Source organism: Parasphingomonas caseinilytica (genome assembly GCF_036663755.1).
Lineage (GTDB): Bacteria > Pseudomonadota > Alphaproteobacteria > Sphingomonadales > Sphingomonadaceae > Sphingomonas.
Genome location: NZ_JAXOJL010000006.1, coordinates 59,004 through 82,414, shown reverse-complemented (window position 1 = coordinate 82,414; position 23,411 = coordinate 59,004). Strand labels below are relative to the sequence as shown.

Here is a 23,411-nt window from a genome sequence, read left to right as displayed (position 1 = left end):
CGATCGTCCTTAGAACCGCCGCGGCAAAGCCAGGCGCAGTTCGCGATTGGGGAAATCGATGTCGATGCGTCGGAACAGGCGCAGCGCGTCCATCCCGAGCAACAGTGCCGGTCGCTTGTCCAAACCGAAATGCGCGAATGGCGCGGCATCGGCAAAGGCGATCGGCAGATCGTTGAAGCTGACGCTGCCGATCCTGAGTGCGCTGATGCTGGTATAATCGGCCTGCAGCACCGATCCGGTGACGCTCGTCACGTCGATCGATTTCATCTTGCCGTGCCGTACGCGTTTCTTGAGCGCCAGATTACCCATCGTCACCGCGGTCCCGGTATCCAGCACCACGCGCACCTTGACGTCGCCATAATAGGCATCGGTGACGACCAATTGGCCGTAGATGCTCTTGGCATGGACGATAATCTCGTCCGGCCCGGCGCGTTCGGTTTTGGTGCGTCGCACGGCGGGCCGCACGGTCATGCGCTGCAGGTCGAAATCGATCGACAGTGCGCGATCCTGCAGCGTGTCGATGCCGAGCAGGCCGGCCGCGCCGAGATTGGCACCTTCGAGTGCCGGTGCCTCGATCCGGCTGCCGCCGAAAGCACCGACCGAGATCAGCGGGATGATGACGGTATTGGCGCTGCTCGACCCGGTCATCGTCGTCATGCGGACATTGCGACCGGGGCTGAGCTTCAACAGGCCGGCCAGTTCGCGGGAGATCACCGTGCGCTGCGCGCCGGTATCGACGATGAAGCGGTACGGCCCGGCCCCGGAGATCGTCACCGGCAGGGTCATGCGATCTTCCTCGTCGCCGAAATTCAGCGTCGGCGCGGTCTCGGTCGTCGCCGGATCGATCGGCTGCTGTGGCGCGGGCGCAGCGATGTCGGGGGCGGCGAGCAGGAGGGCGATCAGGGCGGACGCGATCGGCATGAGTGGAGGGTGCGCCCGAATCGGACCCTTTGCAAGGGCGTCTTCAGTCGATCCGCATCGCCACTTCGGCCAGCGCCTCGGCCTCGATCAGCAGCGCGTCGTCGGCGGTGCCGGTGGCAACCTTTTCGCGCCCGATCAGCGTCAGCACCGGCACCGCGAGCGGCGAGACGCGCGGCAGATCGACGTGCAGCATCGTGTCGGCGGCGCGATCGAGCAGGCCGGCGAGGCGGCCGACATCGGTCATTCGCGCGCGGGCATCTTCCCACGCGGCCTGGAGCAGCAGATGGCCAGGCTCGTATTTGCGCAGCACGTCGTAGATCAGGTCGGTCGAGAAGGTCACCTGCTTGCCGGTCTTGCGCTTGCCGGGATGCTGGCGCTCGACCAGCCCGCCGATCACCGCGACCTCGCGAAAGGCGCGTTTCAGCAAGTGCGATTGCTGCACCCAGTCGACGAATTCGTCTTCCAGGATGTCGGGCGAGAACAAGGCCTGCGGATCGGTGATCGGATCCAGCCCGTAACAGGCCAGCGCATAATCGTTGGCGACGAACCCCAACGGCTTCAGCCCCATCGTCTCCATCCGTCGCGTGACCAGCATGCCGAGCGACTGGTGCGCGTTCCAGCCCTCGAAACTATAGGCGACCATGTAATGCCGGTTGTCGTGCGGGAAGGTCTCGACCAGCAACTGGCCGGAACTTGGCAGGGTGGAGCGGACCGCCTGCACCTCCAGCCATTCGCGCACGTCGTTCGGGAAGCGGTGCCATTCCTCCGGCGCGGCCAGGAAGCCGCGCACGCGCTGGGCAAGGTTGGTCGACAGCGCCATGCGCGCGCCGCCATAGGTCGGGATGCGCGCCGGGCGGGCAGTCGCGCGGACCAGCAGGTCCTCGGTGCTGATCCCCATCACCTCGACACTCATCCCGGCGAAGAAGAATGTGTCACCGGGCGTCAGCGTGGCGGCGAACCCTTCCTCGACCTTGCCGAGCGACCGGCCGTTCTTGAAGCGCACCGTCAGCATCGTCGCCTCGACGATGATCCCGGCGTTCAGGCGGTGCTGCGCTATGAACTTCGGATGGCTGATCCGCCAGGTGCCATCCGCATCCTGCGTCAGGCGGCGGAACTTGTCGTAGGCCTTCAGCGCATAACCGCCGTCGCGGATGAAGCCGAGCACGCGGGTGAACGTGTCGTCGGTCAGCGCGGAATAGGGCAGCGCCGAGCGGATCTCGTCCAGCATCTCCGCCTCCCTGAACGGCCCGGCGCAGGCGCAGGCCATGATGTGCTGGGCGAGCACGTCCAGCCCGCCGGGGCGAAAGATATCCGGGTCCAGTTCGCCCGCATGCACCGCGTCCAAGGCCGCGCGCGCCTCCAGATATTCGAAGCGATTGCCCGGCACGATCACCGCTTCGGACGGTTCGTCGAGCCGGTGGTTGGAGCGGCCGATGCGTTGCAACAGGCGCGACGATCCCTTGGGCGCGCCCATCTGGATCACCAGATCGACATCGCCCCAATCGACGCCCAGATCGAGGCTGGCGGTGGCGACCAGCCCGCGCAATTTGCCGTCGGCCATCGCGCCCTCCACCTTGCGCCGCGCCTCGAGACTGAGCGATCCGTGATGGATGCCGATCGGCAGCCCCATCGCGTTCGCCTTCCACAGGTCCTGAAAGATCAGTTCGGCCAGGCTGCGCGTGTTGCAGAACACGATCGCGGTCTTGTGCGTCTCGATCTCGGCCATCACCTGTTCGGCGGCATAGCGACCCGAATGGCCCGACCACGGCACGCGGCCCTGCGGCAACAGGATCGCGATGTTCGGATCGGCGCCGTTCTCGCCCTTCACGAGCGTGACCTGATCGATATCGCCATCGGGCGCGATCCACGCGCGATAGCCGTCGGCATCGGCGACGGTGGCGGACAAAGCGACGCGACGCAGGCCGGGGGCCAGCGTCTGCAACCGCGACATGCACAGGGACAGCAGGTCGCCGCGCTTGCCGGTGGCGAAGGCATGGACCTCGTCCACCACGATCGTCTTCAGGCCGGCGAACATCAGCATGCTGTCGGGATAGCTGAGCAGCAGGCTGAGCGATTCGGGCGTGGTCAGCAGGATCTGCGGCGGCCGGATGCGCTGGCGGGCCTTGCGGTCGCTGGGCGTATCGCCGGTGCGGGTCTCGACGCGGATGTCGAGACCCATCTCCTCGATCGGCGTGATCAAATTGCGCTGCACGTCCACCGCCAGCGCCTTGAGCGGCGAGACGTAGAGCGTGTGCAGGCCCTCCGTCGGACGCTCGATGAGTTCGGCGAGCGTCGGCAGGAACCCGGCCAGCGTCTTGCCCGCACCCGTAGTAGCGACGAGCAGCCCGTGCCGCCCGGCCCGCGCGACGTCGAGCATCTCGAGCTGGTGCCGGCGCGGCGACCAGCCCTTGGCGGCGAACCAGTCGGTGATCGGGGCGGGGAGAATTGGGATTTTCAAAGCCCCTCCCCTTCAGGGGAGGGGTTGGGGGTGGGGCCGTGCCGCAGGTACCGGCGATTGTCTCTATGAGATGGCACGGCCCCACCCCAACCCCTCCCCTGAAGGGGAGGGGCTTGAAGAAAGTGGGAACTTGCGCTCATTCCAACCATATAGGGACGATGGCAAAGCTCGGCGACTGGATCGAACCGCATCCGCACGGCATCTATGTGAAACCCGCCGACATCTGGGTCGATCCCTCGCGGCCCAGCCCCAAGGCGCTCGTCACGCACGGCCATGCCGATCATGCGCGCGGCGGGCATGATGCGGTGTGGGCGACGCCGGAGACGCTGGCGATCATGAATACGCGCTACGGCCCGCAAAACGGCCACCCGGTGGCGTATGGCGAGACGCTGAAACTGGCCGGCGATGTCGAGGCGACGTTCGTGCCCGCCGGTCATGTGCTGGGATCGGCGCAGATCATCCTCGATCATCGCGGCGAGCGCATCGTCGTCTCGGGCGATTACAAGCGCCGCGCCGATCCGACCTGTGCCGCCTTCGAGCCGGTGAAATGCGACGTGTTCATCACCGAGGCGACGTTCGGTCTGCCGGTGTTCCGCCATCCCGAATCAGGCGACGAGATCGACAAGCTGACCGCCGCCTTGCGCGCCAACCCGACGCGGTGCGTGCTGGTCGGGGCTTATGCGCTGGGCAAGGCGCAACGAGTGATCCGCGAACTGCGCGATCGCGGGCATGACGATCCGATCTACCTGCACGGGGCGGTGCAGCGCTTGTGCGATCTCTACGTGGAACTCGGCGTCGATCTCGGCGATCTGCGGCTGGTGGCGGATACTCCCAAGGCGGAGCTGATGGGCAAGGTCGTCATCGCGCCGCCGGGCGCGCTCAACGATCGCTGGTCGCGCCGCCTGCCCGATCCGATCACCGCGATGGCCTCGGGGTGGATGCGCGTCCGCCAGCGCGCGGTGCAGCGCAACGTCGAACTGCCGCTGATCCTGAGCGACCACGCCGATTGGGATGAACTGACCGACACGCTGGCCGAAATCGCCCCGAAGGAAGTGTGGGTAACACATGGCCGCGAGGATGCGCTGGTCCATTGGTGCATGACCCGCCAGATCAAGGCGCGCGCGCTGGCGCTGGTGGGGTATGAGGACGAGGACGATTGAGCGTCAGAGCGTAACCTCGGTCGCGTCGTAAACGCTGATCGGTTCGCTGGACGCAGCCAGTTCGCGCACCGCTGTGATGAATTCCCGCGATCCGGCCACCCGCCCGTGCACCTGCAAAGACGGCAGATCGCGCCACTGTTCGTAGAAGAACAATCGCAGGGGATTCTCGCAATCCTGTTGCACCGAATGGAGCAAGCACCCGTCCTCGGTGCGTGAGCGGTGGACGTGATCGAGGCTGGCCTGGCGCAGCGCGTCGAAGGTTTCGGGCTTTGCGGTGACGCTGCCGGTGACGATGATCATACTCTCTCCTCCATAAGAGGATCTCTCCTCGATCGTCATCCCAGCGCAGGCTGGGATCTCAGGCGATGTGCGGTGCCGGAGCCCTATGAGATGCCAGCCTTCGCAGGCATGACGAAGCAGGGCCGCTTCAGCCCGCACCCTCCAGCGCCCGCGCGCGGCGGCGCTGTACCGAACTGCCGATGCCCAGCGCCTCGCGATATTTCGCCACCGTGCGGCGCGCGATGTCGAACCCCTTGGCGTTGAGCAGTTCGACCAACGTATCGTCGGACAGGATCGCGCTACCCTCGGCCGCGATCAGCGTGCGGATCGCCGCCTTCACCGCCTGTGCCGACACCGCATCGCCGCCCTCGGACGATTGGATCGCGCTGGTGAAGAAGTATTTCAGTTCGAACAGGCCGCGCGCGCAATAGAGATATTTGTTGCTCGTCACGCGGCTGACGGTCGATTCGTGCATCTCGATCGCATCGGCGACCTGGCGCAGCGTCATCGGCTTCAGATGCGCGACGCCGTGCAGGAAGAACGCCTCTTGTTGCTTCACGATCTCGGTCGCGACCTTGACGATCGTGCGCTGGCGCTGGTCGAGCGCCTTGACCAGCCAATTGGCGCTGGCCAGCATCTCGCCGAGCCACGCCTTGCTCGCCTTGTCCTGCTCGCCGCCCGAGAGTTCGACATAATAGCCGCGATTGACCAGCAGGCGCGGCAGTGTGGCGGCGTTGATCTCGATCCCCCAGCCATCCTTACGACGCGCGACGAACACGTCGGGCGTCACCGCCTGCGCCGGTTCGCCGCCGAACCGGCAACCGGGCTTGGGATCGTAATTGCGCAATTCGCGGATCATGTCCGCCATATCCTCGTCGTCGACGTCGCAGATGCGCTTCAGCCGGCCGAGTTCACCGCGCGCGAGCAGATCGAGATGGTCGAGCAGGCGCGCCATGCACGGATCGTAGCGATCGGCCTCGATCGCCTGTAATTTCAGGCATTCGGCCAGATCGCGCGCGCCCACGCCGGTCGGTTCGAACGTCTGAATCAGCGCCAGGACATATTCGACGCGCGCCAGCGCCACGCCCAGCCGGTTGGCGATCTCCAGCAGCGGCACGGTCAGGTATCCGCAATCGTCGATCTGGTCGATCAGGTGCGCGGCGATGAACGCGTCCGCGCCGTCGATCACCGGCCCGGCCTGCGCCATCAGGAATTCGGCCAAAGTCATGTCGCTGGCGGCGAACGAATCGAAGTCCGGCCCGTCCTCCCCGATCCCGCCGCTACCCGTGCCGCTCATCCCGAGCGATCCATCCATGCCCGCGCCGTCGCCGCCGCCGCCGTCGGACGGACTGTCGTGATGGAAGCTTTCGGCGGTGAAATCCACGTCGAGCGAGGCTTCGCCGGTGGTGTCGCCGCCCATCACGAGCTGGTCGGCGGTGGCCGGCTCGCGTGCCTCGGGTGGGGCCTCGCGCTCTTGGGTCGGGCCGTCATCGTCGGGCGCGGAAGATTCGAGCAGGGGGTTGCGCTCGATCTCCTCGGCGATGAATCCCTCGACTTCGAGATTCGACAGCGCGAGCAGGCGGATCGCCTGCTGCAATTGCGGCGTCATCACCAGGGATTGCGACTGGCGCAGGTCGAGGCGCGGCGCGAGGCTCATGCTATTTCGTCACCCCGGCGCAGGCCGGGGCCGCTGGATGACGACGCGCAACAGGTGCCCCGAACGCGGCGGCCCCGGCCTGCGCCGGGGTGACGGGAAAGGGGGGCGCGGGACATGACTAAAGCGAGAAACTCTCGCCGAGGTACAGCCGGCGAACATTGGCGTCAGCGACGAGTTCGGCCGGCGATCCGGTGAACAGCACGCGGCCGTCATAGATGATGTAGGCGCGATCGACGATGTCGAGCGTCTCGCGCACGTTGTGATCGGTGATCAGCACGCCGATGCCGCGATCCTTCAACTGGCAGACGAGATCGCGAATGTCGGAGATCGAGATCGGATCGATGCCCGCGAAGGGCTCGTCGAGCAGCATGATTGAGGGTTCGGCGGCCAGCGCGCGGGCGATTTCGGCGCGGCGGCGTTCGCCGCCCGACAGCGCCATCGCCGGCGCGTCGCGCAGCCGGGTCAGGCCGAATTCGCCGAGCAGCTTTTCGAGTTTTTCGGCCCGCGCGTCCTTGTCCGGCTCGGCCAGCTCGAGGACGGTGAGGATGTTCTTCTCGACCGACAGGCCGCGAAAGATGCTGGTTTCCTGCGGCAGATAGCCGAGCCCCAGGATCGCGCGGCGATACATCGGCAGGCCGGTGATATCGTCGCCGTCGAGCATGATGCGGCCCGAATCCGGCTTCACCAGGCCCATCACCGAATAAAAGCAGGTCGTCTTGCCGGCACCATTTGGCCCGAGCAGGCCGATCACCTCGCCGCGCCCGACGCTGACCGATACGTCGGTCAGCACGACGCGCTTGTCGTACGATTTCGCGATCGACACCACGGCCAGACCCTGTGCGACGGGCTTTTCGTGAATCGGCGGCATCTTTTCGAGGATCGCAGTGTCGGTCATCGCATCCCTGCTCGCAGCTTAGGGTTAGAAAAAGCTTACCGAATGCAAATTGGCAAGCTTCCTGCATGGCTCATGCCGCAGACGCGCGCCGGTTGGAAGGGCGAAGCGGTGAAACCCGGCGATTTGCGCGATGTGCCGCCTCGAACGGCGCGCGAACTCAGTTGGTCGCAGGCTGGTCGCGCTTGGGTACGGAGAAGCGGCCGGTGACGCGCCCGCCCGGCGCCGCGGTCGTCGTACCGTCGCCATTGGCGCGCGTGCCGCCGACCGACGATCCGTCGATCACCGCGCGCCCGCTGTCGAGGTTCATCGTCAGCCGCCCGCCATTCACCGTATTGCCGCCCTGCGTCAGCGTCACCGCGCCGAGCATCGTCACGACGCGGCGATTGAGATCGTAGACCGCGAAATTGCCGCGCGCCGTCTGGTCCGGCCGCGTGACGACGACGTTGCCGGACGCGTCGAGCCGCGACACTTGCGGGCTGCCGTCGATCACCTGCCCGGTATAGGACACGGTCATGCGGGCCGATTTCAGCGTCATCTCGGCCTGCTTGACCGATACGTTTCCAGACAGGACGGCGCGGTTCGCCTTGTCCTGCAATTCGATATGGTCCGCGCCGAAATCGATCGGCGCGTTCGAATTATGCTTCGACTGCGCCGAGGCGGCACCGGCGAACACCAAGGCGGCCAGCGCCACGAAACGAATAGGATTGGACATCGCGGCTATTTCGCCCTTCCCGGTAAGATCCGCAAGCGTGCGTTGCCGTCCAGCGTCACGACATGCGTTTCGAGATCGGCCTTCATCGCATCCGCGCTGAACTTGCCTTGCGGCACGGTGCCGGTCACCGCGCCGCCGCTCTGCAGCTTGCGGGTCTTCAGGTCGACGATCGAATCCTGCGTGTCGAGCCGGTATCCGTTGGCGGCGCGGAACAGGATCGGCCCGTCCATCATCACCTGTTCGGTGTTCATGTTATAGCGGCCATTGTTCGCGATCAGGCTTGCCGGCCCGTCGGTCAGGCGGATCGCGGCGGACAAGGTCGTCAGCCGCACGATCGGTTCGGCCGAACTCTTCTGGATCGCCGAACCTGCGGTCAGCGCGAACGGCTGGCCCTTGCCATCCTCGCCGCGGTACAGCGCCTGCTGGATGCGCAGCCGTTCCTTGGCCACCTCCACCTTGTTCTTGTCGAGGAGGAACGACACGTCGCCGCGCATCGTCAGCGGCGCCATGACGAGGAATGCGGCCAGCACCCCGATCGCCACCGGCAGCACGACGCTCGACAGCCGCACGAGCCGGTCGTGGCTGCTGCCCGGCGCGGCCCAGATCTGCCGCTCGGATCGGGTCCGTGCGGCGATGTCAGACATGCGCGAAGATGTCGGTCTCGGGCCAGCCGGCCAGGTCGAGCTCGGCACGGTGCGGCAGGAAATCGAAGCACGCTTTCGCCAGGTCCGCGCGGCCTTCGCGCGCCAGCCGCCGGTCGAGTTCTTCGCGCAGGCGGTGGAGATAGCGCACGTCCGACGCGGCATAATCCTTCTGCGCCTCGCTCAGCACCGGCCCGCCCCAGTCGGACGATTGCTGCGCCTTGGAGATATCGGTCTGCAACAATTCGCGCACCAGCTCCTTCAGCCCGTGGCGATCGGTATAGGTGCGCACCAGCCGCGAGGCGATCTTGGTGCAATAGACCGGCGTCGCATCGACGCCGAGATAATGTTTGATCGCGGCAAGATCGAACCGCCCGAAATGATAGAGTTTCACGCGGCCGGGGTCGGCCAGCAGCGCGCGCAGGTTCGGCGCGGCATAATCGCTGCCGGGCGAAAAGCGGACGAGATGCTCGTCTGTCCCGCCATCCGACAATTGCACCACGCACAACCGGTCGCGCGGGGTCAGCAGCCCCATCGTCTCGGTATCAACAGCAATGTCGGCACCATCGGCGAACAGGCCGGCGGGCAGGTCTTCTTCATGCAAATAAACGGTCATGCATTCCGCCTAGCCGCGAAATGCCGAACGCTCAATGGCGTGTGGCGGTGGCCGCCTCACGCCGCTCGCGCCGTTTGCGCGACAGGATGTTGAGCGTCTCGACCCCGGCCGAGAAGGCCATCGCGGCATAGATATAGCCCTTGGGCACATGCACGCCGAAGCCGTCGGCGATCAGCACCGCGCCGATCATCAGCAGAAACCCGAGCGCCAGCATCACCACCGTCGGGTTTTCCTCGATGAAATTGGCGAGCGGCGTCGCCGCCAGCAGCATCACCGTGACGGCGAAGATCACCGCGATCACCATCACCGGCAGATCGTCGGTCATGCCGATCGCGGTGAGGATCGAATCGATCGAAAAGACCATGTCGAGCGCCAAGATCTGCGCGATCGCCGAACCGAAGCTGAGCGCGGTCCTACCCTTCTTGTCGAGCTGCTCGCCCGATTCGTGCGGGTCCATGCTGTGATGGATTTCCTTGGTCGCCTTCCACAACAGGAACAGGCCGCCGGCGATCAGGATCAGGTCGCGCCACGAAAACGCCGTCTCGAACGATGGCAGCCCGGTCGCGCCGGGCGCACCCTGGATGCCCAGATCGAACACCGGCGCGGTAAGCCCCGCGATCCACGCGATCATCGACAGCAGCAGGAGCCGCAAGACCAAAGCCAGCCCGATGCCGAGGCGCCGCGCCTTCACCTGCTGCTCCGGCGGCAGCTTGTTCGACAGGATCGAGATGAAGATGAGGTTGTCGATGCCGAGCACCACTTCCAGCACGATCAGCGCGGCGAGGGCGGCCCAGGTGGCGGGATCGGACAGGAGCGCGATGATCGACATGGCACCAGCTGTGCCGTCCACGCCACACTCCTGCAAGCATATGATGCGGGGCGTGCCGCAATTTGGACGAATTCGTTCGCAGCGTTGACGTTTTTAGGCTAGACCGAATCGGTGGCACGATTGGTTTGGTGCCCGGAGACCTGCGCTTTTCGTCCGGCGTCCAGGTGTCATAGGCAAGTTGGGCGAACCGGGAAGACGAACAGGGCATGAGTTTCGATAAAGGACGCCGCGGTGACCGCGGTGGGCGTGGCCGCGACAAGCGCGACGGTTTCGGCGGCGATGATTTCGGCGGCGGCAGCAGCTTCGGCGGTGGTGACCGCTTCGGTGGCGGCGGCGATCGTTTCGGCGGCGGCGGTGATCGCTTCGGCGGTGGCGGCGGTGGTGGCGACCGGTTCGGCGGCGGCGGCGGCGGCGGCGGTTTCCGCAGCGGCGGCGGTGGTGGCTTCGGCGGTGGTGCCGGCGGCGGCGGTGGCCGTGGCATGCCCCCTCAGGTCGTCGGCGAAGGCACCGGCGTGGTCAAGTTCTTCAACGGCCAGAAAGGCTTCGGCTTCGTCGTTCGCGATGATGGCGGCGAGGACGTGTTCGTGCATATCAGCGCAGTCGAGCAGGCCGGCCTGACCGGTCTGGCCGAGGGTCAGCCTTTGGGCTTCACCCTGGTCGATCGCGGCGGCCGTATCTCGGCGACCGACCTCAAGATCGACGGCGAGCCGATGGCCGTCACCGACCGCGGCCCGCCGCGCGAGCGTGATGCGGCTCCCGGCGGTGCACCGCGCGGCGGCGCAGCCGGCGGCTTCGGCGCGGCACCGCAGCGTCAGCTGACCGGCGAGAAGGCGACCGGCACGGTCAAGTTCTTCAACGCGATGAAGGGCTTCGGCTTCATCCAGCGCGACGACGGACAGCCCGATGCGTTCGTGCACATCTCGGCCGTGGAACGCGGCGGCATGACCAGCCTGAACGAAGGCGACCGGCTCGAATTCGAACTGGAAGTCGATCGTCGCGGCAAGCACGCAGCGGTGAACCTGACCTCGATCGCGTAAGCGCTTCGGATCAGTTCCAAGAGATAGACCCGGCGGACCACATGGTTCGCCGGGTTTTTCTTTGCGTGCTTTGATCCTTTGCGAAAACCGAACGGCGCGGTTGCCAACGCCCGAAACCGGACGTCCGCCGCATGTTAGAGGCAGTCGATACCGGATGATGCCGAGCGCATGATATCGGGTTGCGGAGGTCTGGAGTCGCTCACCGCCAGAGCGCTGCGATCATGCGTTCACCGGCAGGATCATAGGCAATGAGTTCGGCTCGTGTGAACGGGAAGAAATCGTTGCGGCCAAAATGGGCCTCGCTGAGTTCGGCAAAATATTCCGCCGCATTAGACCGTGCATAGGCTTCGCCCACCGTGCCGTCATGACGCTTGACGCTTCGGTAGCGACCGCTCTCCATCGCCGTTCGGTATACGTGCTCGATTTCGGCGCGGTCCTTGTCCGCAAGGCGTGAGTAATATGCGTGCGCGAGTTCGTGCAGCAGGCTCCCCGGCTGGACCTTGGCCGATTCGACGAAAAGACCTGCATCGGACACTTCGATACCATCGAGCATTTCGACCGTCCGGCCATGCGCGGTCAGCCAGTCCGGGTCGCGGTGGAACATCTGGCTCGAACCGGAATGGTCCAGCAGAAAGATCGGCGTTGCGCGCACCTGGAGAAGCGACGCTGCCGGCAGGGTAGCATCAACCTGCTGAAGCATGCGCGCGATAGTGTCGAGCGCTGCCCGCGCCGGTTCGGCGTCGGGGCGAAGAGCTTGATCGATGAAAACATGCCATCCTGCGCTGACGGCAACGGATCGGTAGCGGCTCGTGCCAAGATAGGTGCCGGTGAAAGCGTCGCCGATCCGAACCGATGATCGGCAACGACCGGCGGGGTCGGTCAATTCGAAGGCGTGGCCGACGAATGTCTGCACTGAAAGATAAGCGCCTGGCGCTATCGAGCCCTGATCGATTTTCCGGCCCTGCGGATCGATCCAGAAAAGCCTTAGCGGGTAGCGCTCGCCGTTCTGGAACACGTGCCGGACGCCAGGCATCGGAGCATCCGACTGTTGCGTGGCCGCAGGGTGAGCGCAGGTGGGCGGTGCGCCCGCTATGGCCGATAGCAACAACGCCGCAGCAATCATGCACACATCTCCAATAGCGTCGGGCATTTTCTACGCCATCAATTGCGGCGACTTCGAGGCCACTGCCCGCCATCGAATTGCAGGACGCCCGTCTGTCCGCGTTTCCACCACAACGCGAGATTGCGTACGAACGACGCCGAGGGCGAACGCGTATAAGCCGTTAGCGCCTTTCCGAACTTGTTGAGGGCCGAAAGCGACCAGCTGTCTGGCCATCGAACCGGCGCATTATTGCTGTCCTACAAGCCTCGACTCTGCCAGACTCCCCTCACTCTTTCTCAGCACTGGCCCGTTATCCCGCATCTCAGGCGCGAAGAACCCTCGATACTGTGTGACCTTGTGTGACTTTCGGCCAAATCACCGGCAGCAAGCGCTGGAAAAAAGCGTATCGAAGCGGACAGAATTTGGTTCCGACATCATTCCAGGACGGTCGTTTCCCCAATGACGCGCGCCTCCCGAACATAGCCGAACTCGCCCGCGCCCGCCCAGGCTCGTCCATCCGGGAAACGCAATTCTATCCCCGCCAGATCGCGTTCGTTCGCCAATCCCATGTTGACGCCCATCATCGTGTTCCCGAACTTCGCCACCGCGCTTTCGGTCAGCACGAAATGCGTCGTCGATCCACAGGTTTCGCAGAACCGGGTTTCCGCCGAGGGATCGTCCTTGTCCTGCCGGCAATAGCCTTTCGTCGCGCCCGCGATGCTCACCCCCGATGGGTCGAAATAGCCCCAGCGCGCGCCGGTCTTGCTGCACAAATCGCAATTGCATTCATGAATGAAATCCGGACGTTGGCCGACGTTCGCGACGACCTGGCCGCAGAGGCAGGAGAGTGTGATCATGGTTTCCACCTAGCAGCGACGATGTCGGCGCGAACAGCCCGAAATGGAACAGCCCAACGCGGTTTCTGGCTCGGGTGATGGCCTTTTCTTCACGCCACGAAGGCTTTGTTGCTCGGAATTTCGCAAAATGCCGTGATAGGTGTTGCGCGTCCCCCAAGGAGTTTCCCGATGCGCCACATCCTCGCCCCCATTGCTGCCACCGTTGCCACCGTAGCCACGCTCGCGATGATCGCGCCCGCAACCGCCGCGACGCCGCCACGCGTCGGCATCACGAGTTTCGAGCAACTCGCCAAGCCCCTGCCGCTGCCCTACGACGAACAGGCCAATGCCGATGCCCAGGTCGCCGCCGCCAAGGCGCGGGCCAAGGCGAAGCGTAAGCTGCTGCTGATCGATCTCGGCGGAAACTGGTGCCTCGATTGTCGCCTGCTCGCCGGCACGATGGATACCGGCGCGCTAAAGGCGTTCGTCGACAGGCATTACGAGGTCGTCACGGTCGATATCGGCCGCTTCGACAAGAACCTTCAGGTGCCCGCGCATTACGGCATCACCAAGCGGCTGGAAGGCGTACCCAGCCTGCTGATCGTCGATCCGCGCACCGACAAGCTGATCAATGCCGGCCGCACCGCCGCACTGGCCGATGCGCGCAGCATGAGCCCGCAGGGGCTGGCCGACTGGCTGGCGCAATGGGTGAAGTAAAGCCGGGCCGCTAGACGATCAGCCGTCTCAGCCCCGCCACCGTGTCCGCTTCGGCTGCAGGCTTGTCGGTCCTGATCCGCGCAATCCGGGGGAAGCGCATCGCGACGCCGGATTTGTGGCGTTTCGACTCATGGATCGAATCGAACGCGATCTCCAGCACGAGCGTCTTCTCGACCTCGCGCACGGGGCCAAACCGATTGAGCGTGTGGCCGCGGACGAATTTGTCGAGCATCTTCAGTTCCTCGTCGGTGATGCCCGAATAGGCCTTGCCGACGGGAAGCAACTCGCCGTCTTCGGTCCAGCAGCCGAACGTATAGTCGCTATAAAAGGATGAGCGACGGCCCGAACCGCGCTGCGCGTACATCATCACGCAATCGGCGGTCAGCGGATCCCGCTTCCATTTGTACCACAGGCCGACGCGACGCCCGGTGACATAGGGCGAAGTGCGCCGCTTGAGCATCACGCCCTCGATCGCGGCGTCGCGCGCACCGGCGCGGATGCCTTCCAGCGCGGTGAAATCCTCCGCCTCGATCACCTGGCTGAGATCGAACCGGTCGGGATCGAGCCGAGCGACGAACGCTTCGAGCCGGACGCGCCGCTCGGTCCACGGCAATTCGCGCAGGTCTTCGTTGCCGTCGAACAGGATATCGTAGACGCGAGCAAAGGCAGGGTAATCGGCCAGCATCTTCGCCGAGACGATCTTGCGGCCGAGCCGCTGCTGGAGCGCGTTGAAGCTCGCAGCACCCCCGCCATCCTCCAGCGTACCGCCCTGATGCTCGCCCTTCACCAGCAATTCGCCGTCGATCACGCCCGGCGTGGTGAAGGCGCGCGCCACGTCGGGGAAACTGCCGGTCACATCGTCGCCGGTGCGGCTGAACAGCCGCGTTTCGCCCGCGACATGGACGATCTGCACGCGAATGCCGTCCCATTTCCATTCGGCGGCATAATCGGCGAGATCGACGCGCAGATCCTCCAGCGGATGTGCGAGCATGAACGGGCGGAATACGGGCACGTCGGCGGCGGTCGGTTGTTCGCCGGTCCCTTCCGCCCAAGCGAACAGGCTTGCATAAGGCGGGTCGATGCCGTGCCACACTTCCTCGACCGCCTCGACATCGATGCCGAACGCGGTGGCGAGCGCGGTCTTGGCGAGACGTGCGCTGACCCCGATGCGCAGCGCGCCGGTCGCCATTTTAAGTAACGCGAAACGCTCCTCGGCATCCAACCGGTCGAGCATCCCGGCCAGCGCGGTGGGGGCGTCCGAGCGCGACAGCGAATTGAGCGTCTCCACCGCCTGCGTGATGGTCAGCGGTTCCGCCTCGGCCGGTGGAATTGGGGGCGTGGGCCACAGCAAGGCGATCGTCTCGGCACTGTCGCCGACATAGTCCCGGCTCATGCGGTACAATATGGGATCGACGCGCGCCTCGATCAGTGCGCGGATCACGGCCGGCTTGACGCCGGGCAGGTCAAGATCGCCGGTCAGCGCAGCGAGTCCCCAGCCGCGATCGGGATCGGGCGTGACGCGAAGATAATCGCCGATCAGCTTCAGCTTGGCGTTGCGGGAACGCGTGTAGATCAGGGCATCGAGCAGGTCGGCAAAGGCGCGCATGGCGGGACAACGCATGGCGCACCGTTCGTGCTCCGGCTAGAGGGCGGATGTGCGGACGATCTTCAAAATTCTCGGCGCGGGCGTACTGATCGCGCTGGCCCTCGCGCTTTACGGCCTGTTCGAAGCTCGGCGCGATCCTGTGGCAAGGCTCATCACCCTGCCGCTTGCCGACTGGCCGGCCGGCGCCAAGCCGGTAAGCGCGGTTTTGATCAGCGACGTGCATTTCGGCAATCTGGCGATGGGGCGGCAGCGGCTGACGCGGATCGTCGATCAGATCAACGCGCTGCGGCCCGACATCATCCTGATCGCAGGCGATTTCATTGCCGGCCACACGCCCGACATGGCACGAGGCTCGGCAGCCGATCTCGCCGCCGGCCTGGCGCGATTGCGCGCGCCGCTGGGCGTCGTCGCGGTGCTCGGCAATCACGATTACGGCACGGATGTCGGCGTGGTCAGGGCCGCGCTCGCCAACGCGAACGTCACGGTGTTGAGAAACGAGGCGATCCGGCGCGGGCCACTGGCGATCGGCGGGATCGACGATCTCGGCCATCGTTACGGCAATATCCCGAAAACGATGCGCGCTCTGTCGGCGCTGCCGGGTGCCCGAATCGTGATGGTCCACGATCCCGATGCCGCCCGAGCGATGCAGGGACGGGACCTCAAGCTTCTGTTGCCCGATGACGGTCCGCGGTTGATCCTGGCCGGGCACACGCATTGCGGGCAGATCGCGGTGCCCGGACTGGGCCCGGTGCTGACCCTGATCGATTACCGGGCGATCTTCCTGTGCGGCGTATCTTCGGCCGGGCGGGACAAGGTGATCGTCACCAGCGGCATCGGCACCAGCATCGCGCCGATCCGGATCGACGCACCGCCGGACCTCTGGGTGCTGACCCTCGGCCCGGCGGCGGCAAAAGCGAACTGAACCTCAGCCGTTGCGGCTGGCCTCGAACAGGAACCAGGCGCGTTCCTCGGCCAGGTCGGTCCATTCGTCGAGGATGCCGCTGGTCGCATTGTCCTTGGCGTCGTCGACGATATGCTTGGCCTCGCGCAGGGCCTCGACCAGCTTCAGATTGTCCTCGCGCAGCTCGACCAGCATGTCGGTGGGGCTGACGAAGCTCTCGTCATTGTCCTTGATCGTCTGATGGCGGGCGATGTCGCCGATCGAGCGCAGGGTGGTGTTGCCGGTCTTGCGCACGCGCTCGGCGATCGCATCGGTGGTGCCCAGGATCTGCGTCGCCTGATCGTCGAGCATCAGATGATAATCGCGGAAATGCGGGCCGGAGACGTGCCAGTGGAAATTCTTGGTCTTGAGATACAAAGCGAAGCTGTCGGCGAGGATGCCGTTCAGCGCCTCGGCGACGGATTTTGCCGCGTTGCTCTTGATGTCGGTCGGGGTCTTCAGCGGGGCGGCGGGATCGGCCATGGGTCGGGTTTCCTGTGATGGCGTGGGGTCGTTGCGATAACGATCCGATAGCGGAATCGCTCCGCCCGCCCCATGCGAAATTGCCCGATCTGTGTGATCGACCGATCAGATCAACCGAATAGCGCCCAAAGCCAGCACGATGCCGGCGATCAGGAAGATGGCGGCGACCACGAAACGTGCGGCGGCGATCGGCAGCTTGCGGCGTGCCGGTTCGCCGAGCACGATGGCGGGCACGTTGATCGCCAGCGCGCCGATCGTCGCGCCGATCGCGGCGAGCGCGGGGGATGGGCTGCGTGCCGTGATCGCCAGCGTGATGAACTGGCTGCGATCGCCCAGCGCCAGAACGCCCACGCCGAACAGGCTGGTGGCGAACGCTCCGATTGTCCACGTATCGAGCCGCTCGGGCGGCTTGATCGCCACCAGACACGATCCGCCCGCGAAGATCAGCGCAATGGCGAGAAACAGGTCGCGCGCATTGGGCGACATATGCGCGGCGATCAGGATGCCGCAGACTGCGGCGACCGCATTGCCGATCGCCAGCGCGAGCGCGGTGCCGAGGATCACCGCGCCGGGCCGACCGAATCGGGTGGCGAGGATCGCGGTCAGCCAGGGGGTGCGGTCGGTCGCCTGCGCCAGCAGCGCCGCGACCAGAGCCGCCATCAATGCGTCCAAGACATTATCCGAACATGCGCACGGCGCAGGCGGCGCGGAACGTATCGCAGGCGGCGTCGTCATGCCGTTCGCTGCCGATCGCGTCGCGCAGGATGGCGAGCCAGCCATGGATCAGCGGCCCGCGTTCGCCTCGGGCCAGCGCCATTTCCAGCGCTTGGGCGACGGTGACGGCGGGGCGCATGCCGTGCCGATGGGCAAGATCGCGGATCGCATCGATCTCGCGCGCCAGATCGTCGGGGCGTTTCAGGCCGATGCATGCATCGAGCATACCGATTCGCGCCGCCAGTTCCTCCCGGACGGTTCCGGATGTCTCGCTCTGTCCCATGCCCCATGCTCCCGCTACGCCCCCGAACGTGCACCCGCCGTGGTAAACAGGCGGTAAATGGCGCTTCGGGCGCACGCCGGACTTGACTTGGCGGCGTGCTTGCCCCAACGGACGCGGCTTGTGAGCGGCAGCACGTCTGCCGCTTTTGCTTTTTTACAGATTCAGGAATTCGGGTCATGGCAAAGCCGACCACCGTCAAGATCAAGCTGCTGAGCACGGCAGACACGGGCTTCTTCTACGTCACGAAGAAGAATCCGCGCACCAAGACCGAGAAGCTGAGCTTCTCGAAGTACGATCCCGTCGTGCGCAAGCATGTCGAGTTCAAGGAAACCAAGATCAAGTGATCGCGCCGGTGGCGTGAGCCACCAGCGATCGTTTCCTCGACGGGAATGCGGAGCCGCGGGCGCAAGCCTTGCGGCTTTTTGCTTTTGCCTGCCTGCTCCCTTTCCTATGCTTCCCTGGCGCAGGCCGGGGCCCAGTCGCGATGGTCGAGATTACGTCTCGCAGCGCCCGATTATTTCTGTCTCCCGACTGGGCCCCGGCCTGCGCCGGGGAAGAGAAGATGGAAAGCTTTAAGGCAGCAGCCCGCTCACCTCGTCCACGAACCGCGCCAGCGAAATCGGCTTGGACACATAGGCATCCGCCCCCGCCGCGCGAATCCGGTCCTCGTCGTCGCGCCCGGCATAAGCGGTGACGGCCATGATCGGGATCGAGCGCAACGTCTCGTCCGCCTTCAACTGCACGATCAGTTCGTAACCGCTGACATGCGGCAACTGGATGTCCATGATGACCAGATCGGGCCGGAAATCGCGTGCGCGTTCGACCGCCTCGCGGCCATCGCGGACCCCCTCGGGCAGATATTCGTGCGCGCGCAGGAGATCGCAGAACAGCTTCAAATTGAGTTCATTGTCCTCGACAACGAGCACCCTTTTTGCCACGCCCGCACGATCCTTCCAGCCGATAATGCGAGAGTGATAGGCAATGCGTGCGTCCGAGACAAATGAAGACGCAGCCGCATTGGCATTGCGCGCTTTGGTATGGACATTGGTGGAGCCGGAGCGCGCGATCCGCCTGCTCGACGTGACCGGCCTGACGCCCGCCGATCTACGCACGCGGGCGAGCGATCCGGCGGTGCTCGCCGCGACGCTGGGCTTCCTGGAGAATCACGAGCCCGACCTGATCGCCTGTGCCGAAGGGCTGAGCGTGACCCCGGCGGCTCTGGTCGCGGCGCGCGCGGAGCTGGACGCATGAAGCCGCTGCTGATCACCGATTGCGACGAGGTGCTGTTGCACATGGTGCGCCATTTCGGCGTGTGGCTGGGCGAGACGCACGACATGGATTTCGCGCTCGGCGGCGGCGATTTCTCGACCGCGATCAAGCGGCGCGGCGATGGCCCGGCGGTGACGCGCGAGGATATGTGGGGCATGCTCGACGGCTTCTTTCCGGCCGAGATGGATCGCCAGACGCTTGTGCCGCACGCCCGCGAGGCGCTGGCGGCCTTGTCTGAGATCGCCGATATCGTCGTGCTGACCAATTTGCAGGATGTCTGCCGCCAGCCGCGGATCGAGCAACTGGCGAAGTTCGGCATCAAGCATCGCGTCGAATGCAATCAGGGCGGCAAGGGCACGCCGGTCGCGCGGCTGATCGCGGAATACGATCCGAGCGTCACGGTGTTCGTCGACGATCTGGCGGTGCATCACGAATCGGTCGCGCGCCATGCGCCCGAGGTGCATCGTCTCCACATGATCTCCGAACCGGCGATGGCGCCGCACGTCGCCAAGGCACCCGCCGCTCATGCCCGGATCGACGACTGGAACGACGCGGAGGTGTGGATCATGGAGCGCTTCGTCGCCGGGCTGCCGGCGGATGCGGTGGCATGAGGGACGGGTTCGTCTTCTCGACGCGCTTCAAGGTGCGTTATGCCGAGATCGACGGGCAGAAGATCGTCTTCAACTCGCGCTATCTCGAATATGTCGACGTCGCCGTCACCGAATTCTGGCCATGGACCGGGATCGAGGCCTTGCCGGAATGGCAGGACACCGAATTCAACGTCCGCCGTACGGAGATCGATTATCTCAAACCCTTCCGGCTGGGCGACGAGATCGAGGCGTTCGTGGCGATCGACCGGATCGGCAACAGCAGCCTCGCGCAACGGTTTGACCTGTGCCACGCGGTCACCGGCGACCTGCATTGCGTGGTGAACATGGTGATCGTGAACGTCGATCTGGCGACCGGCCGGCCGGTATCGCACGGCGCGCCGGTGCGGGCATTTCTGGAGCGATTGGCGGGGAGTTAGGTTACCACCCGGTCATCCTCGCGCAGGCGGGGATGACGCTCCTCCTATCTGCCTGCCCGAGGCTGAAGCCAATATCTGAAGTAAGGAAGAAGCAGAAGCGGGATCCCCGCCTTCGCGGGGATGACGAGGGAGGGCGCGCGGGGTTACGCTACCTCAACCTTACTCAGCCGCCTCGGCGTGAGGCTCCCCGGTCGCCACATCCTCGGGCAAGGCCCAGACCAACTCTCCCTTGATCAGCGCGCGGCCGTCCCAGGCCCGCACGAGGATCGGCGCGATCGGGCGCATGTCGCGCTTGTCGACCAGGACGGGCGACGCGGCATAGCCGGTTTCCCAGCGTTCGCCCCATTGGCGCAGCGCCAGCATCGTCGGCAGCAACGCCTCGCCCTTGTCGGTCAGGCGATATTCGATCTTGCGACGATCCTCGGGCAGCGCATCGCGCTTCAAGATGCCGTGTTCGACCAGCCGCGACAGGCGATTGGCGAGGATGTTGCGCGCGATGCCGAGTTCGGACTGGAATTCCTCGAAATGGCGCAGCCCGTTGAAGGACCCGCGCAGGATCAGGAACGACCAGCGTTCGCCCATCGCCTCCAGCGCGGCGGGCAGGCTGCATTCGGCCAGGTCGCGCAGCGGTTCGCGTAATTTTTCGCCCATAATTCCCGCAGCCTATCGCATTTCCGAAAAGGGTCGCAACGATTTATCGATTTTCAGTTGCAAGCGGCAACCTATAGGCATAAGTGGCCTTTAGCAACCTATTGTGCTGCGCAATATATTCAGGAGGACATCATGATCCGATTCGCTTCGTTCGCCGCCACCCTGGCCGCTTCCACCCTGTTCGCAGCTTCTGCTGCAAGTGCGGGCTTTTACGATGCCAAGCCGGTCGCGGCACCGGCCAAGGCCAGCTCGATCACCGGCGGCGTGATGTGGAAATGCGCCGACGGCGTGTGCACCGCGCCATCCTCCTCGACGCGCGCGCCGATCGTGTGCGAATTGGTCGCCAAGCGCTATGGCGCGCTGACCAGCTTCTCGGCCGACGGCAAAGCATTCGACGAAGCCGCGCTCGCCAAGTGCAACTCGCGCGCTAAATAACTGAAACTTGTGTTGCAAAGCAGCGGCACGCGGCCACATTGTGGGCGCGTGCTGCGGCAATATGAACTGATCGATCGGGTGTTGAGCTACGATCCGGACGCCGACGAGGCGTTGCTCAACCGCGCTTACGTGTTTTCGGTCAACGCGCACGGCACACAGAAGCGTGCCTCCGGCGATCCCTATTTCAGCCATCCGATCGAAGTCGCCGGTATTCTGACCGAGCTGCACCTCGACGATCAGACCATCGCCACCGCGATCCTGCACGACACGGTCGAGGATACGGTGGCGACGATCGAACAGATCACGTCGCTGTTCGGCCCCGATGTCGCGCGCCTCGTCGATGGCGTGACCAAGCTGTCCAGGATCGAGGCGCAGACCGAGAACGAGCGCGCCGCGGAAAATCTGCGCAAGTTCCTGCTCGCCATGTCGGGCGATATTCGCGTGTTGCTGGTGAAGCTGGCCGACCGGCTGCACAACATGCGCACGCTGCATCACATCGCCAAGCCCGAGAAGCGCCGCCGCATCGCGCGCGAGACGATGGATATCTACGCCCCGCTCGCCGAGCGGATCGGCATGTACGAGTTCATGAAGGAGATGCAAACGCTCGCCTTCGCGCAACTCGAGCCGGAAGCGTATGAATCGATCGCGCGGCGGCTGGAATCGCTAAAGACCGGAGGCGGTGGGGACCGGATCGCCAAGATCGGATCGGGGCTGAAGCTGCTGCTCGGCCGGCACGGCATCGATGCCGATATCTCGGGACGCGAGAAGCATCCGTTCAGCATCTGGAAGAAGATGCAGGAGCGGCACATCAGCTTCGAACAGCTCAGCGACATCATGGCATTCCGCGCGATCGTGCCGACGGAAGAGGATTGCTACGCCGCTCTGGGCCAGATCCACCGCCGCTGGCCGATGGTGCCGGGGCGGTTCAAGGATTACATCTCGACGCCGAAGCGCAACGGATACCGGTCGCTGCACACTTCGGTGATCCATGCCGACAATACCCGCGTCGAAATCCAGATCCGCACCGAAGCGATGCACGAGGAGGCGGAACTCGGCCTCGCCGCGCACTGGGCGTACAAACAGGATAAGGTGAAGCCCGAAACGCAGGTCAGCTGGATTCGCGATCTGGTCGAGATCCTCGATACGGCGGAAAGCCCGGAGGAGCTGCTCGAACATACCAAGATGGCGATGTATCAGGATCGCATCTTCGCGTTCACGCCGAAGGGCGAGCTGATCCAGTTGCCCAAGGGCGCGACGCCGGTCGATTTCGCTTATGCCGTCCACACCGATCTTGGCGATCAGGCGGTCGGCGCGAAGATCAACGGGCGCGTGGTGCAATTGCGCACACCGATCGACAATGGCGATCAGGTACAGATTCTGCGATCCAAGGCGCAGGAGCCGCAACCGGCCTGGCTGAACTTCGCGATCACCGGCAAGGCGCTGGCCGGCATCCGCCGCCATCTGCGCCTGAAGGAGCGCGAGGAGACCCAAGCGCTGGGGCGCAAGATCTATGACGAACTGGTCGGGCGCCTGCCCGCAACGATGGCGGCAGGCGCGCAGAAGGCGGCGCTCACCCGGCTGAAACTCGCCGACGAAGCCGCGCTCATGGAGGCGATCGCGCGGCGGCGCGTGACTGATGCGCAGGTGATGGAGGCGCTGATGCCGGGATCCGCCGGCGCGGATGCACTGCGCGACCTGCCGCCCCAATCCAGTGCGATTTCGATCCGTGGGCTGACGCCGGGCGTCGCATTCGATCTCGCCGAATGCTGCCACCCGGTGCCGGGCGATCGCATCGTCGGTTTGCGCCGGCCCGATGCGGGGATCGAGGTACATACGATCGATTGCCCGGTGCTGGCGGCGGCGGACGATGCGGATTGGGTCGATCTCGCCTGGGGCGACAAGACCGAGGGCGCGACCGGCCGTATCCTGGTCGAGGTGAAGAACGAACCCGGGGCGTTGGGCACGATCGCGACGATCATCGGCGCGCAGATGGCGAATATCGTCAATCTGCGGCTCGATAATCGGGATACCGGTTTCCATACCAACACGATCGACGTCGAGGTCCACGACGCGCAACACCTGATGCGCGTGATCGGCGCGTTGCGCGCCGCCGATGCGGTGAATGCGGTGGAGCGGGTCTGAC

The 23,411-nt window shown here is 65.0% G+C and carries 27 protein-coding genes; 10 read left to right on the top strand and 17 right to left on the bottom strand.

Annotated features, from left to right (window positions below; all coding sequences use genetic code 11):
• Positions 1–9 precede the first annotated feature (9 nt).
• Both U1738_RS13590 and U1738_RS13585 read right to left on the bottom strand, forming a co-directional pair.
• The gene (locus tag U1738_RS13590; RefSeq protein ID WP_332789591.1) at positions 10–921 is read right to left on the bottom strand and encodes an aspartyl protease family protein; all 912 of its coding nucleotides are present in this window, start codon (positions 919–921) and stop codon (positions 10–12) included.
• Between the two features lie 43 nt (positions 922–964).
• The gene (locus tag U1738_RS13585) at positions 965–3,352 is read right to left on the bottom strand and encodes a ligase-associated DNA damage response DEXH box helicase (RefSeq protein WP_443027025.1); all 2,388 of its coding nucleotides are present in this window, start codon (positions 3,350–3,352) and stop codon (positions 965–967) included.
• A 185-nt stretch (positions 3,353–3,537) separates the two neighbouring features.
• Between U1738_RS13585 and U1738_RS13580 the strand changes: the two genes are divergently transcribed.
• Positions 3,538–4,539 (top strand): ligase-associated DNA damage response exonuclease, encoded by a 1,002-nt coding sequence (locus tag U1738_RS13580; RefSeq protein ID WP_332789589.1) that lies wholly within the window; start codon positions 3,538–3,540, stop codon positions 4,537–4,539.
• 3 nt (positions 4,540–4,542) lie between these two features.
• On the opposite strand, the gene U1738_RS13575 is transcribed toward U1738_RS13580, so the two are convergent.
• From U1738_RS13575 to U1738_RS13545, 7 genes are all read right to left on the bottom strand, one after another.
• Positions 4,543–4,839, bottom strand: a complete 297-nt coding sequence (locus U1738_RS13575; protein ID WP_332789588.1) for a putative quinol monooxygenase — start codon at positions 4,837–4,839, stop codon at positions 4,543–4,545.
• Between the two features lie 127 nt (positions 4,840–4,966).
• Complete coding sequence (rpoN, locus tag U1738_RS13570) at positions 4,967–6,475, bottom strand: RNA polymerase factor sigma-54 (RefSeq protein WP_332789587.1); 1,509 nt, start codon at positions 6,473–6,475, stop codon at positions 4,967–4,969.
• Positions 6,476–6,593: 118 nt separating this feature from the next.
• A complete protein-coding gene (gene lptB / locus U1738_RS13565) occupies positions 6,594–7,370 on the bottom strand; it encodes an LPS export ABC transporter ATP-binding protein (RefSeq protein ID WP_332789586.1) in 777 nt (258 codons plus the stop codon).
• Positions 7,371–7,527: 157 nt separating this feature from the next.
• A complete protein-coding gene (locus U1738_RS13560) occupies positions 7,528–8,082 on the bottom strand; it encodes an LptA/OstA family protein (RefSeq protein ID WP_332789585.1) in 555 nt (184 codons plus the stop codon).
• Positions 8,083–8,087: 5 nt separating this feature from the next.
• Positions 8,088–8,726, bottom strand: coding sequence for an LPS export ABC transporter periplasmic protein LptC (gene lptC, locus U1738_RS13555; RefSeq protein ID WP_332789584.1), 639 nt, complete (start codon positions 8,724–8,726; stop codon positions 8,088–8,090).
• Entirely contained in the window at positions 8,719–9,339 is a 621-nt protein-coding gene (locus U1738_RS13550) for a ribonuclease D (RefSeq protein ID WP_332789583.1), read from the bottom strand. The genes lptC and U1738_RS13550 overlap by 8 nt, the downstream gene beginning before the upstream one ends.
• A 31-nt stretch (positions 9,340–9,370) precedes the next feature.
• On the bottom strand, positions 9,371–10,168 hold the full coding sequence (locus tag U1738_RS13545) for a TerC family protein (protein WP_332789761.1): 798 nt from the start codon (positions 10,166–10,168) through the stop codon (positions 9,371–9,373).
• A gap of 206 nt (positions 10,169–10,374) precedes the next feature.
• Between U1738_RS13545 and U1738_RS13540 the strand changes: the two genes are divergently transcribed.
• Positions 10,375–11,205: a cold-shock protein gene (locus tag U1738_RS13540; RefSeq protein WP_332789582.1), complete on the top strand. Its 831-nt coding sequence runs from the start codon at positions 10,375–10,377 to the stop codon at positions 11,203–11,205.
• A 199-nt stretch (positions 11,206–11,404) separates the two neighbouring features.
• Here U1738_RS13540 and U1738_RS13535 read toward each other — a convergent pair whose 3' ends face one another.
• The gene (locus U1738_RS13535; RefSeq protein ID WP_332789581.1) at positions 11,405–12,355 is read right to left on the bottom strand and encodes a hypothetical protein; all 951 of its coding nucleotides are present in this window, start codon (positions 12,353–12,355) and stop codon (positions 11,405–11,407) included.
• Between the two features lie 386 nt (positions 12,356–12,741).
• Entirely contained in the window at positions 12,742–13,164 is a 423-nt protein-coding gene (locus tag U1738_RS13530) for a GFA family protein (protein ID WP_332789580.1), read from the bottom strand.
• Between the two features lie 168 nt (positions 13,165–13,332).
• On the opposite strand from U1738_RS13530, the gene U1738_RS13525 reads away from it, so the two are divergent.
• The gene (locus U1738_RS13525) at positions 13,333–13,860 is read left to right on the top strand and encodes a thioredoxin family protein (protein WP_332789579.1); all 528 of its coding nucleotides are present in this window, start codon (positions 13,333–13,335) and stop codon (positions 13,858–13,860) included.
• Between the two features lie 10 nt (positions 13,861–13,870).
• Here the strand turns inward: U1738_RS13525 and U1738_RS13520 are convergent, their stop codons facing one another.
• On the bottom strand, positions 13,871–15,466 hold the full coding sequence (locus U1738_RS13520) for a cisplatin damage response ATP-dependent DNA ligase (protein WP_332789760.1): 1,596 nt from the start codon (positions 15,464–15,466) through the stop codon (positions 13,871–13,873).
• A 49-nt stretch (positions 15,467–15,515) separates the two neighbouring features.
• Between U1738_RS13520 and U1738_RS13515 the strand changes: the two genes are divergently transcribed.
• Complete coding sequence (locus U1738_RS13515; protein WP_332789578.1) at positions 15,516–16,388, top strand: metallophosphoesterase; 873 nt, start codon at positions 15,516–15,518, stop codon at positions 16,386–16,388.
• A gap of 3 nt (positions 16,389–16,391) precedes the next feature.
• On the opposite strand, the gene U1738_RS13510 is transcribed toward U1738_RS13515, so the two are convergent.
• The 3 genes from U1738_RS13510 to U1738_RS13500 all read right to left on the bottom strand — a co-directional run bounded on the left by U1738_RS13510 (position 16,392) and on the right by U1738_RS13500 (position 17,886).
• Complete coding sequence (locus tag U1738_RS13510) at positions 16,392–16,889, bottom strand: Dps family protein (protein WP_332789577.1); 498 nt, start codon at positions 16,887–16,889, stop codon at positions 16,392–16,394.
• 105 nt (positions 16,890–16,994) lie between these two features.
• Positions 16,995–17,561, bottom strand: a complete 567-nt coding sequence (locus U1738_RS13505; RefSeq protein WP_332789576.1) for a TMEM165/GDT1 family protein — start codon at positions 17,559–17,561, stop codon at positions 16,995–16,997.
• A gap of 4 nt (positions 17,562–17,565) precedes the next feature.
• Positions 17,566–17,886: a hypothetical protein gene (locus U1738_RS13500; protein WP_332789575.1), complete on the bottom strand. Its 321-nt coding sequence runs from the start codon at positions 17,884–17,886 to the stop codon at positions 17,566–17,568.
• A 176-nt stretch (positions 17,887–18,062) separates the two neighbouring features.
• Here U1738_RS13500 and rpmG point away from each other — a divergent pair, with 176 nt between their 5' ends.
• Positions 18,063–18,230 carry a 50S ribosomal protein L33 gene (gene rpmG, locus U1738_RS13495; RefSeq protein ID WP_055774840.1) on the top strand — a complete coding sequence of 56 codons (168 nt, stop codon included), beginning with the start codon at positions 18,063–18,065 and terminating at the stop codon, positions 18,228–18,230.
• A 228-nt stretch (positions 18,231–18,458) separates the two neighbouring features.
• Here the strand turns inward: rpmG and U1738_RS13490 are convergent, their stop codons facing one another.
• Positions 18,459–18,824 carry a response regulator gene (locus U1738_RS13490; RefSeq protein WP_332789574.1) on the bottom strand — a complete coding sequence of 122 codons (366 nt, stop codon included), beginning with the start codon at positions 18,822–18,824 and terminating at the stop codon, positions 18,459–18,461.
• 43 nt (positions 18,825–18,867) lie between these two features.
• Between U1738_RS13490 and U1738_RS13485 the strand changes: the two genes are divergently transcribed.
• Genes U1738_RS13485 through U1738_RS13475 form a run of 3 tightly spaced genes read left to right on the top strand, consistent with a single transcriptional unit; the run spans position 18,868 to position 20,182 of the window.
• Positions 18,868–19,137, top strand: coding sequence for a DUF3572 family protein (locus U1738_RS13485; protein WP_332789573.1), 270 nt, complete (start codon positions 18,868–18,870; stop codon positions 19,135–19,137).
• The gene (locus U1738_RS13480; protein WP_332789572.1) at positions 19,134–19,766 is read left to right on the top strand and encodes an HAD family hydrolase; all 633 of its coding nucleotides are present in this window, start codon (positions 19,134–19,136) and stop codon (positions 19,764–19,766) included. The genes U1738_RS13485 and U1738_RS13480 overlap by 4 nt, the downstream gene beginning before the upstream one ends.
• Positions 19,763–20,182: an acyl-CoA thioesterase gene (locus U1738_RS13475; RefSeq protein ID WP_332789571.1), complete on the top strand. Its 420-nt coding sequence runs from the start codon at positions 19,763–19,765 to the stop codon at positions 20,180–20,182. Before U1738_RS13480 ends, U1738_RS13475 begins: the two co-directional genes overlap by 4 nt.
• A gap of 159 nt (positions 20,183–20,341) precedes the next feature.
• Here the strand turns inward: U1738_RS13475 and U1738_RS13470 are convergent, their stop codons facing one another.
• Positions 20,342–20,833 carry a winged helix-turn-helix transcriptional regulator gene (locus U1738_RS13470; RefSeq protein ID WP_332789570.1) on the bottom strand — a complete coding sequence of 164 codons (492 nt, stop codon included), beginning with the start codon at positions 20,831–20,833 and terminating at the stop codon, positions 20,342–20,344.
• Positions 20,834–20,965: 132 nt separating this feature from the next.
• Here U1738_RS13470 and U1738_RS13465 point away from each other — a divergent pair, with 132 nt between their 5' ends.
• Complete coding sequence (locus tag U1738_RS13465; protein WP_332789569.1) at positions 20,966–21,268, top strand: CC_3452 family protein; 303 nt, start codon at positions 20,966–20,968, stop codon at positions 21,266–21,268.
• Positions 21,269–21,316: 48 nt separating this feature from the next.
• Positions 21,317–23,410, top strand: coding sequence for a RelA/SpoT family protein (locus U1738_RS13460; protein ID WP_332789568.1), 2,094 nt, complete (start codon positions 21,317–21,319; stop codon positions 23,408–23,410).
• The last annotated feature ends 1 nt before the right edge of the window (position 23,411 follow it).

Coding starts and splice junctions, on each gene's coding strand:
- U1738_RS13470 (WP_332789570.1), bottom strand. CDS start 20,833: ATGGGCGAAAAATTACGCGAACCGCTGCGCGACCTGGCCGAATGCAGC.
- U1738_RS13485 (WP_332789573.1), top strand. CDS start 18,868: ATGCGTGCGTCCGAGACAAATGAAGACGCAGCCGCATTGGCATTGCGC.
- U1738_RS13580 (WP_332789589.1), top strand. CDS start 3,538: ATGGCAAAGCTCGGCGACTGGATCGAACCGCATCCGCACGGCATCTAT.
- lptC (WP_332789584.1), bottom strand. CDS start 8,726: ATGTCTGACATCGCCGCACGGACCCGATCCGAGCGGCAGATCTGGGCC.
- U1738_RS13525 (WP_332789579.1), top strand. CDS start 13,333: ATGCGCCACATCCTCGCCCCCATTGCTGCCACCGTTGCCACCGTAGCC.
- U1738_RS13575 (WP_332789588.1), bottom strand. CDS start 4,839: ATGATCATCGTCACCGGCAGCGTCACCGCAAAGCCCGAAACCTTCGAC.
- U1738_RS13545 (WP_332789761.1), bottom strand. CDS start 10,168: ATGTCGATCATCGCGCTCCTGTCCGATCCCGCCACCTGGGCCGCCCTC.
- U1738_RS13480 (WP_332789572.1), top strand. CDS start 19,134: ATGAAGCCGCTGCTGATCACCGATTGCGACGAGGTGCTGTTGCACATG.
- U1738_RS13550 (WP_332789583.1), bottom strand. CDS start 9,339: ATGACCGTTTATTTGCATGAAGAAGACCTGCCCGCCGGCCTGTTCGCC.
- lptB (WP_332789586.1), bottom strand. CDS start 7,370: ATGACCGACACTGCGATCCTCGAAAAGATGCCGCCGATTCACGAAAAG.
- U1738_RS13465 (WP_332789569.1), top strand. CDS start 20,966: ATGATCCGATTCGCTTCGTTCGCCGCCACCCTGGCCGCTTCCACCCTG.
- U1738_RS13540 (WP_332789582.1), top strand. CDS start 10,375: ATGAGTTTCGATAAAGGACGCCGCGGTGACCGCGGTGGGCGTGGCCGC.
- U1738_RS13535 (WP_332789581.1), bottom strand. CDS start 12,355: ATGCCCGACGCTATTGGAGATGTGTGCATGATTGCTGCGGCGTTGTTG.
- U1738_RS13500 (WP_332789575.1), bottom strand. CDS start 17,886: ATGGGACAGAGCGAGACATCCGGAACCGTCCGGGAGGAACTGGCGGCG.
- U1738_RS13560 (WP_332789585.1), bottom strand. CDS start 8,082: ATGTCCAATCCTATTCGTTTCGTGGCGCTGGCCGCCTTGGTGTTCGCC.
- rpoN (WP_332789587.1), bottom strand. CDS start 6,475: ATGAGCCTCGCGCCGCGCCTCGACCTGCGCCAGTCGCAATCCCTGGTG.
- U1738_RS13530 (WP_332789580.1), bottom strand. CDS start 13,164: ATGATCACACTCTCCTGCCTCTGCGGCCAGGTCGTCGCGAACGTCGGC.
- U1738_RS13520 (WP_332789760.1), bottom strand. CDS start 15,466: ATGCGCGCCTTTGCCGACCTGCTCGATGCCCTGATCTACACGCGTTCC.
- U1738_RS13510 (WP_332789577.1), bottom strand. CDS start 16,889: ATGGCCGATCCCGCCGCCCCGCTGAAGACCCCGACCGACATCAAGAGC.
- U1738_RS13590 (WP_332789591.1), bottom strand. CDS start 921: ATGCCGATCGCGTCCGCCCTGATCGCCCTCCTGCTCGCCGCCCCCGAC.
- U1738_RS13475 (WP_332789571.1), top strand. CDS start 19,763: ATGAGGGACGGGTTCGTCTTCTCGACGCGCTTCAAGGTGCGTTATGCC.
- rpmG (WP_055774840.1), top strand. CDS start 18,063: ATGGCAAAGCCGACCACCGTCAAGATCAAGCTGCTGAGCACGGCAGAC.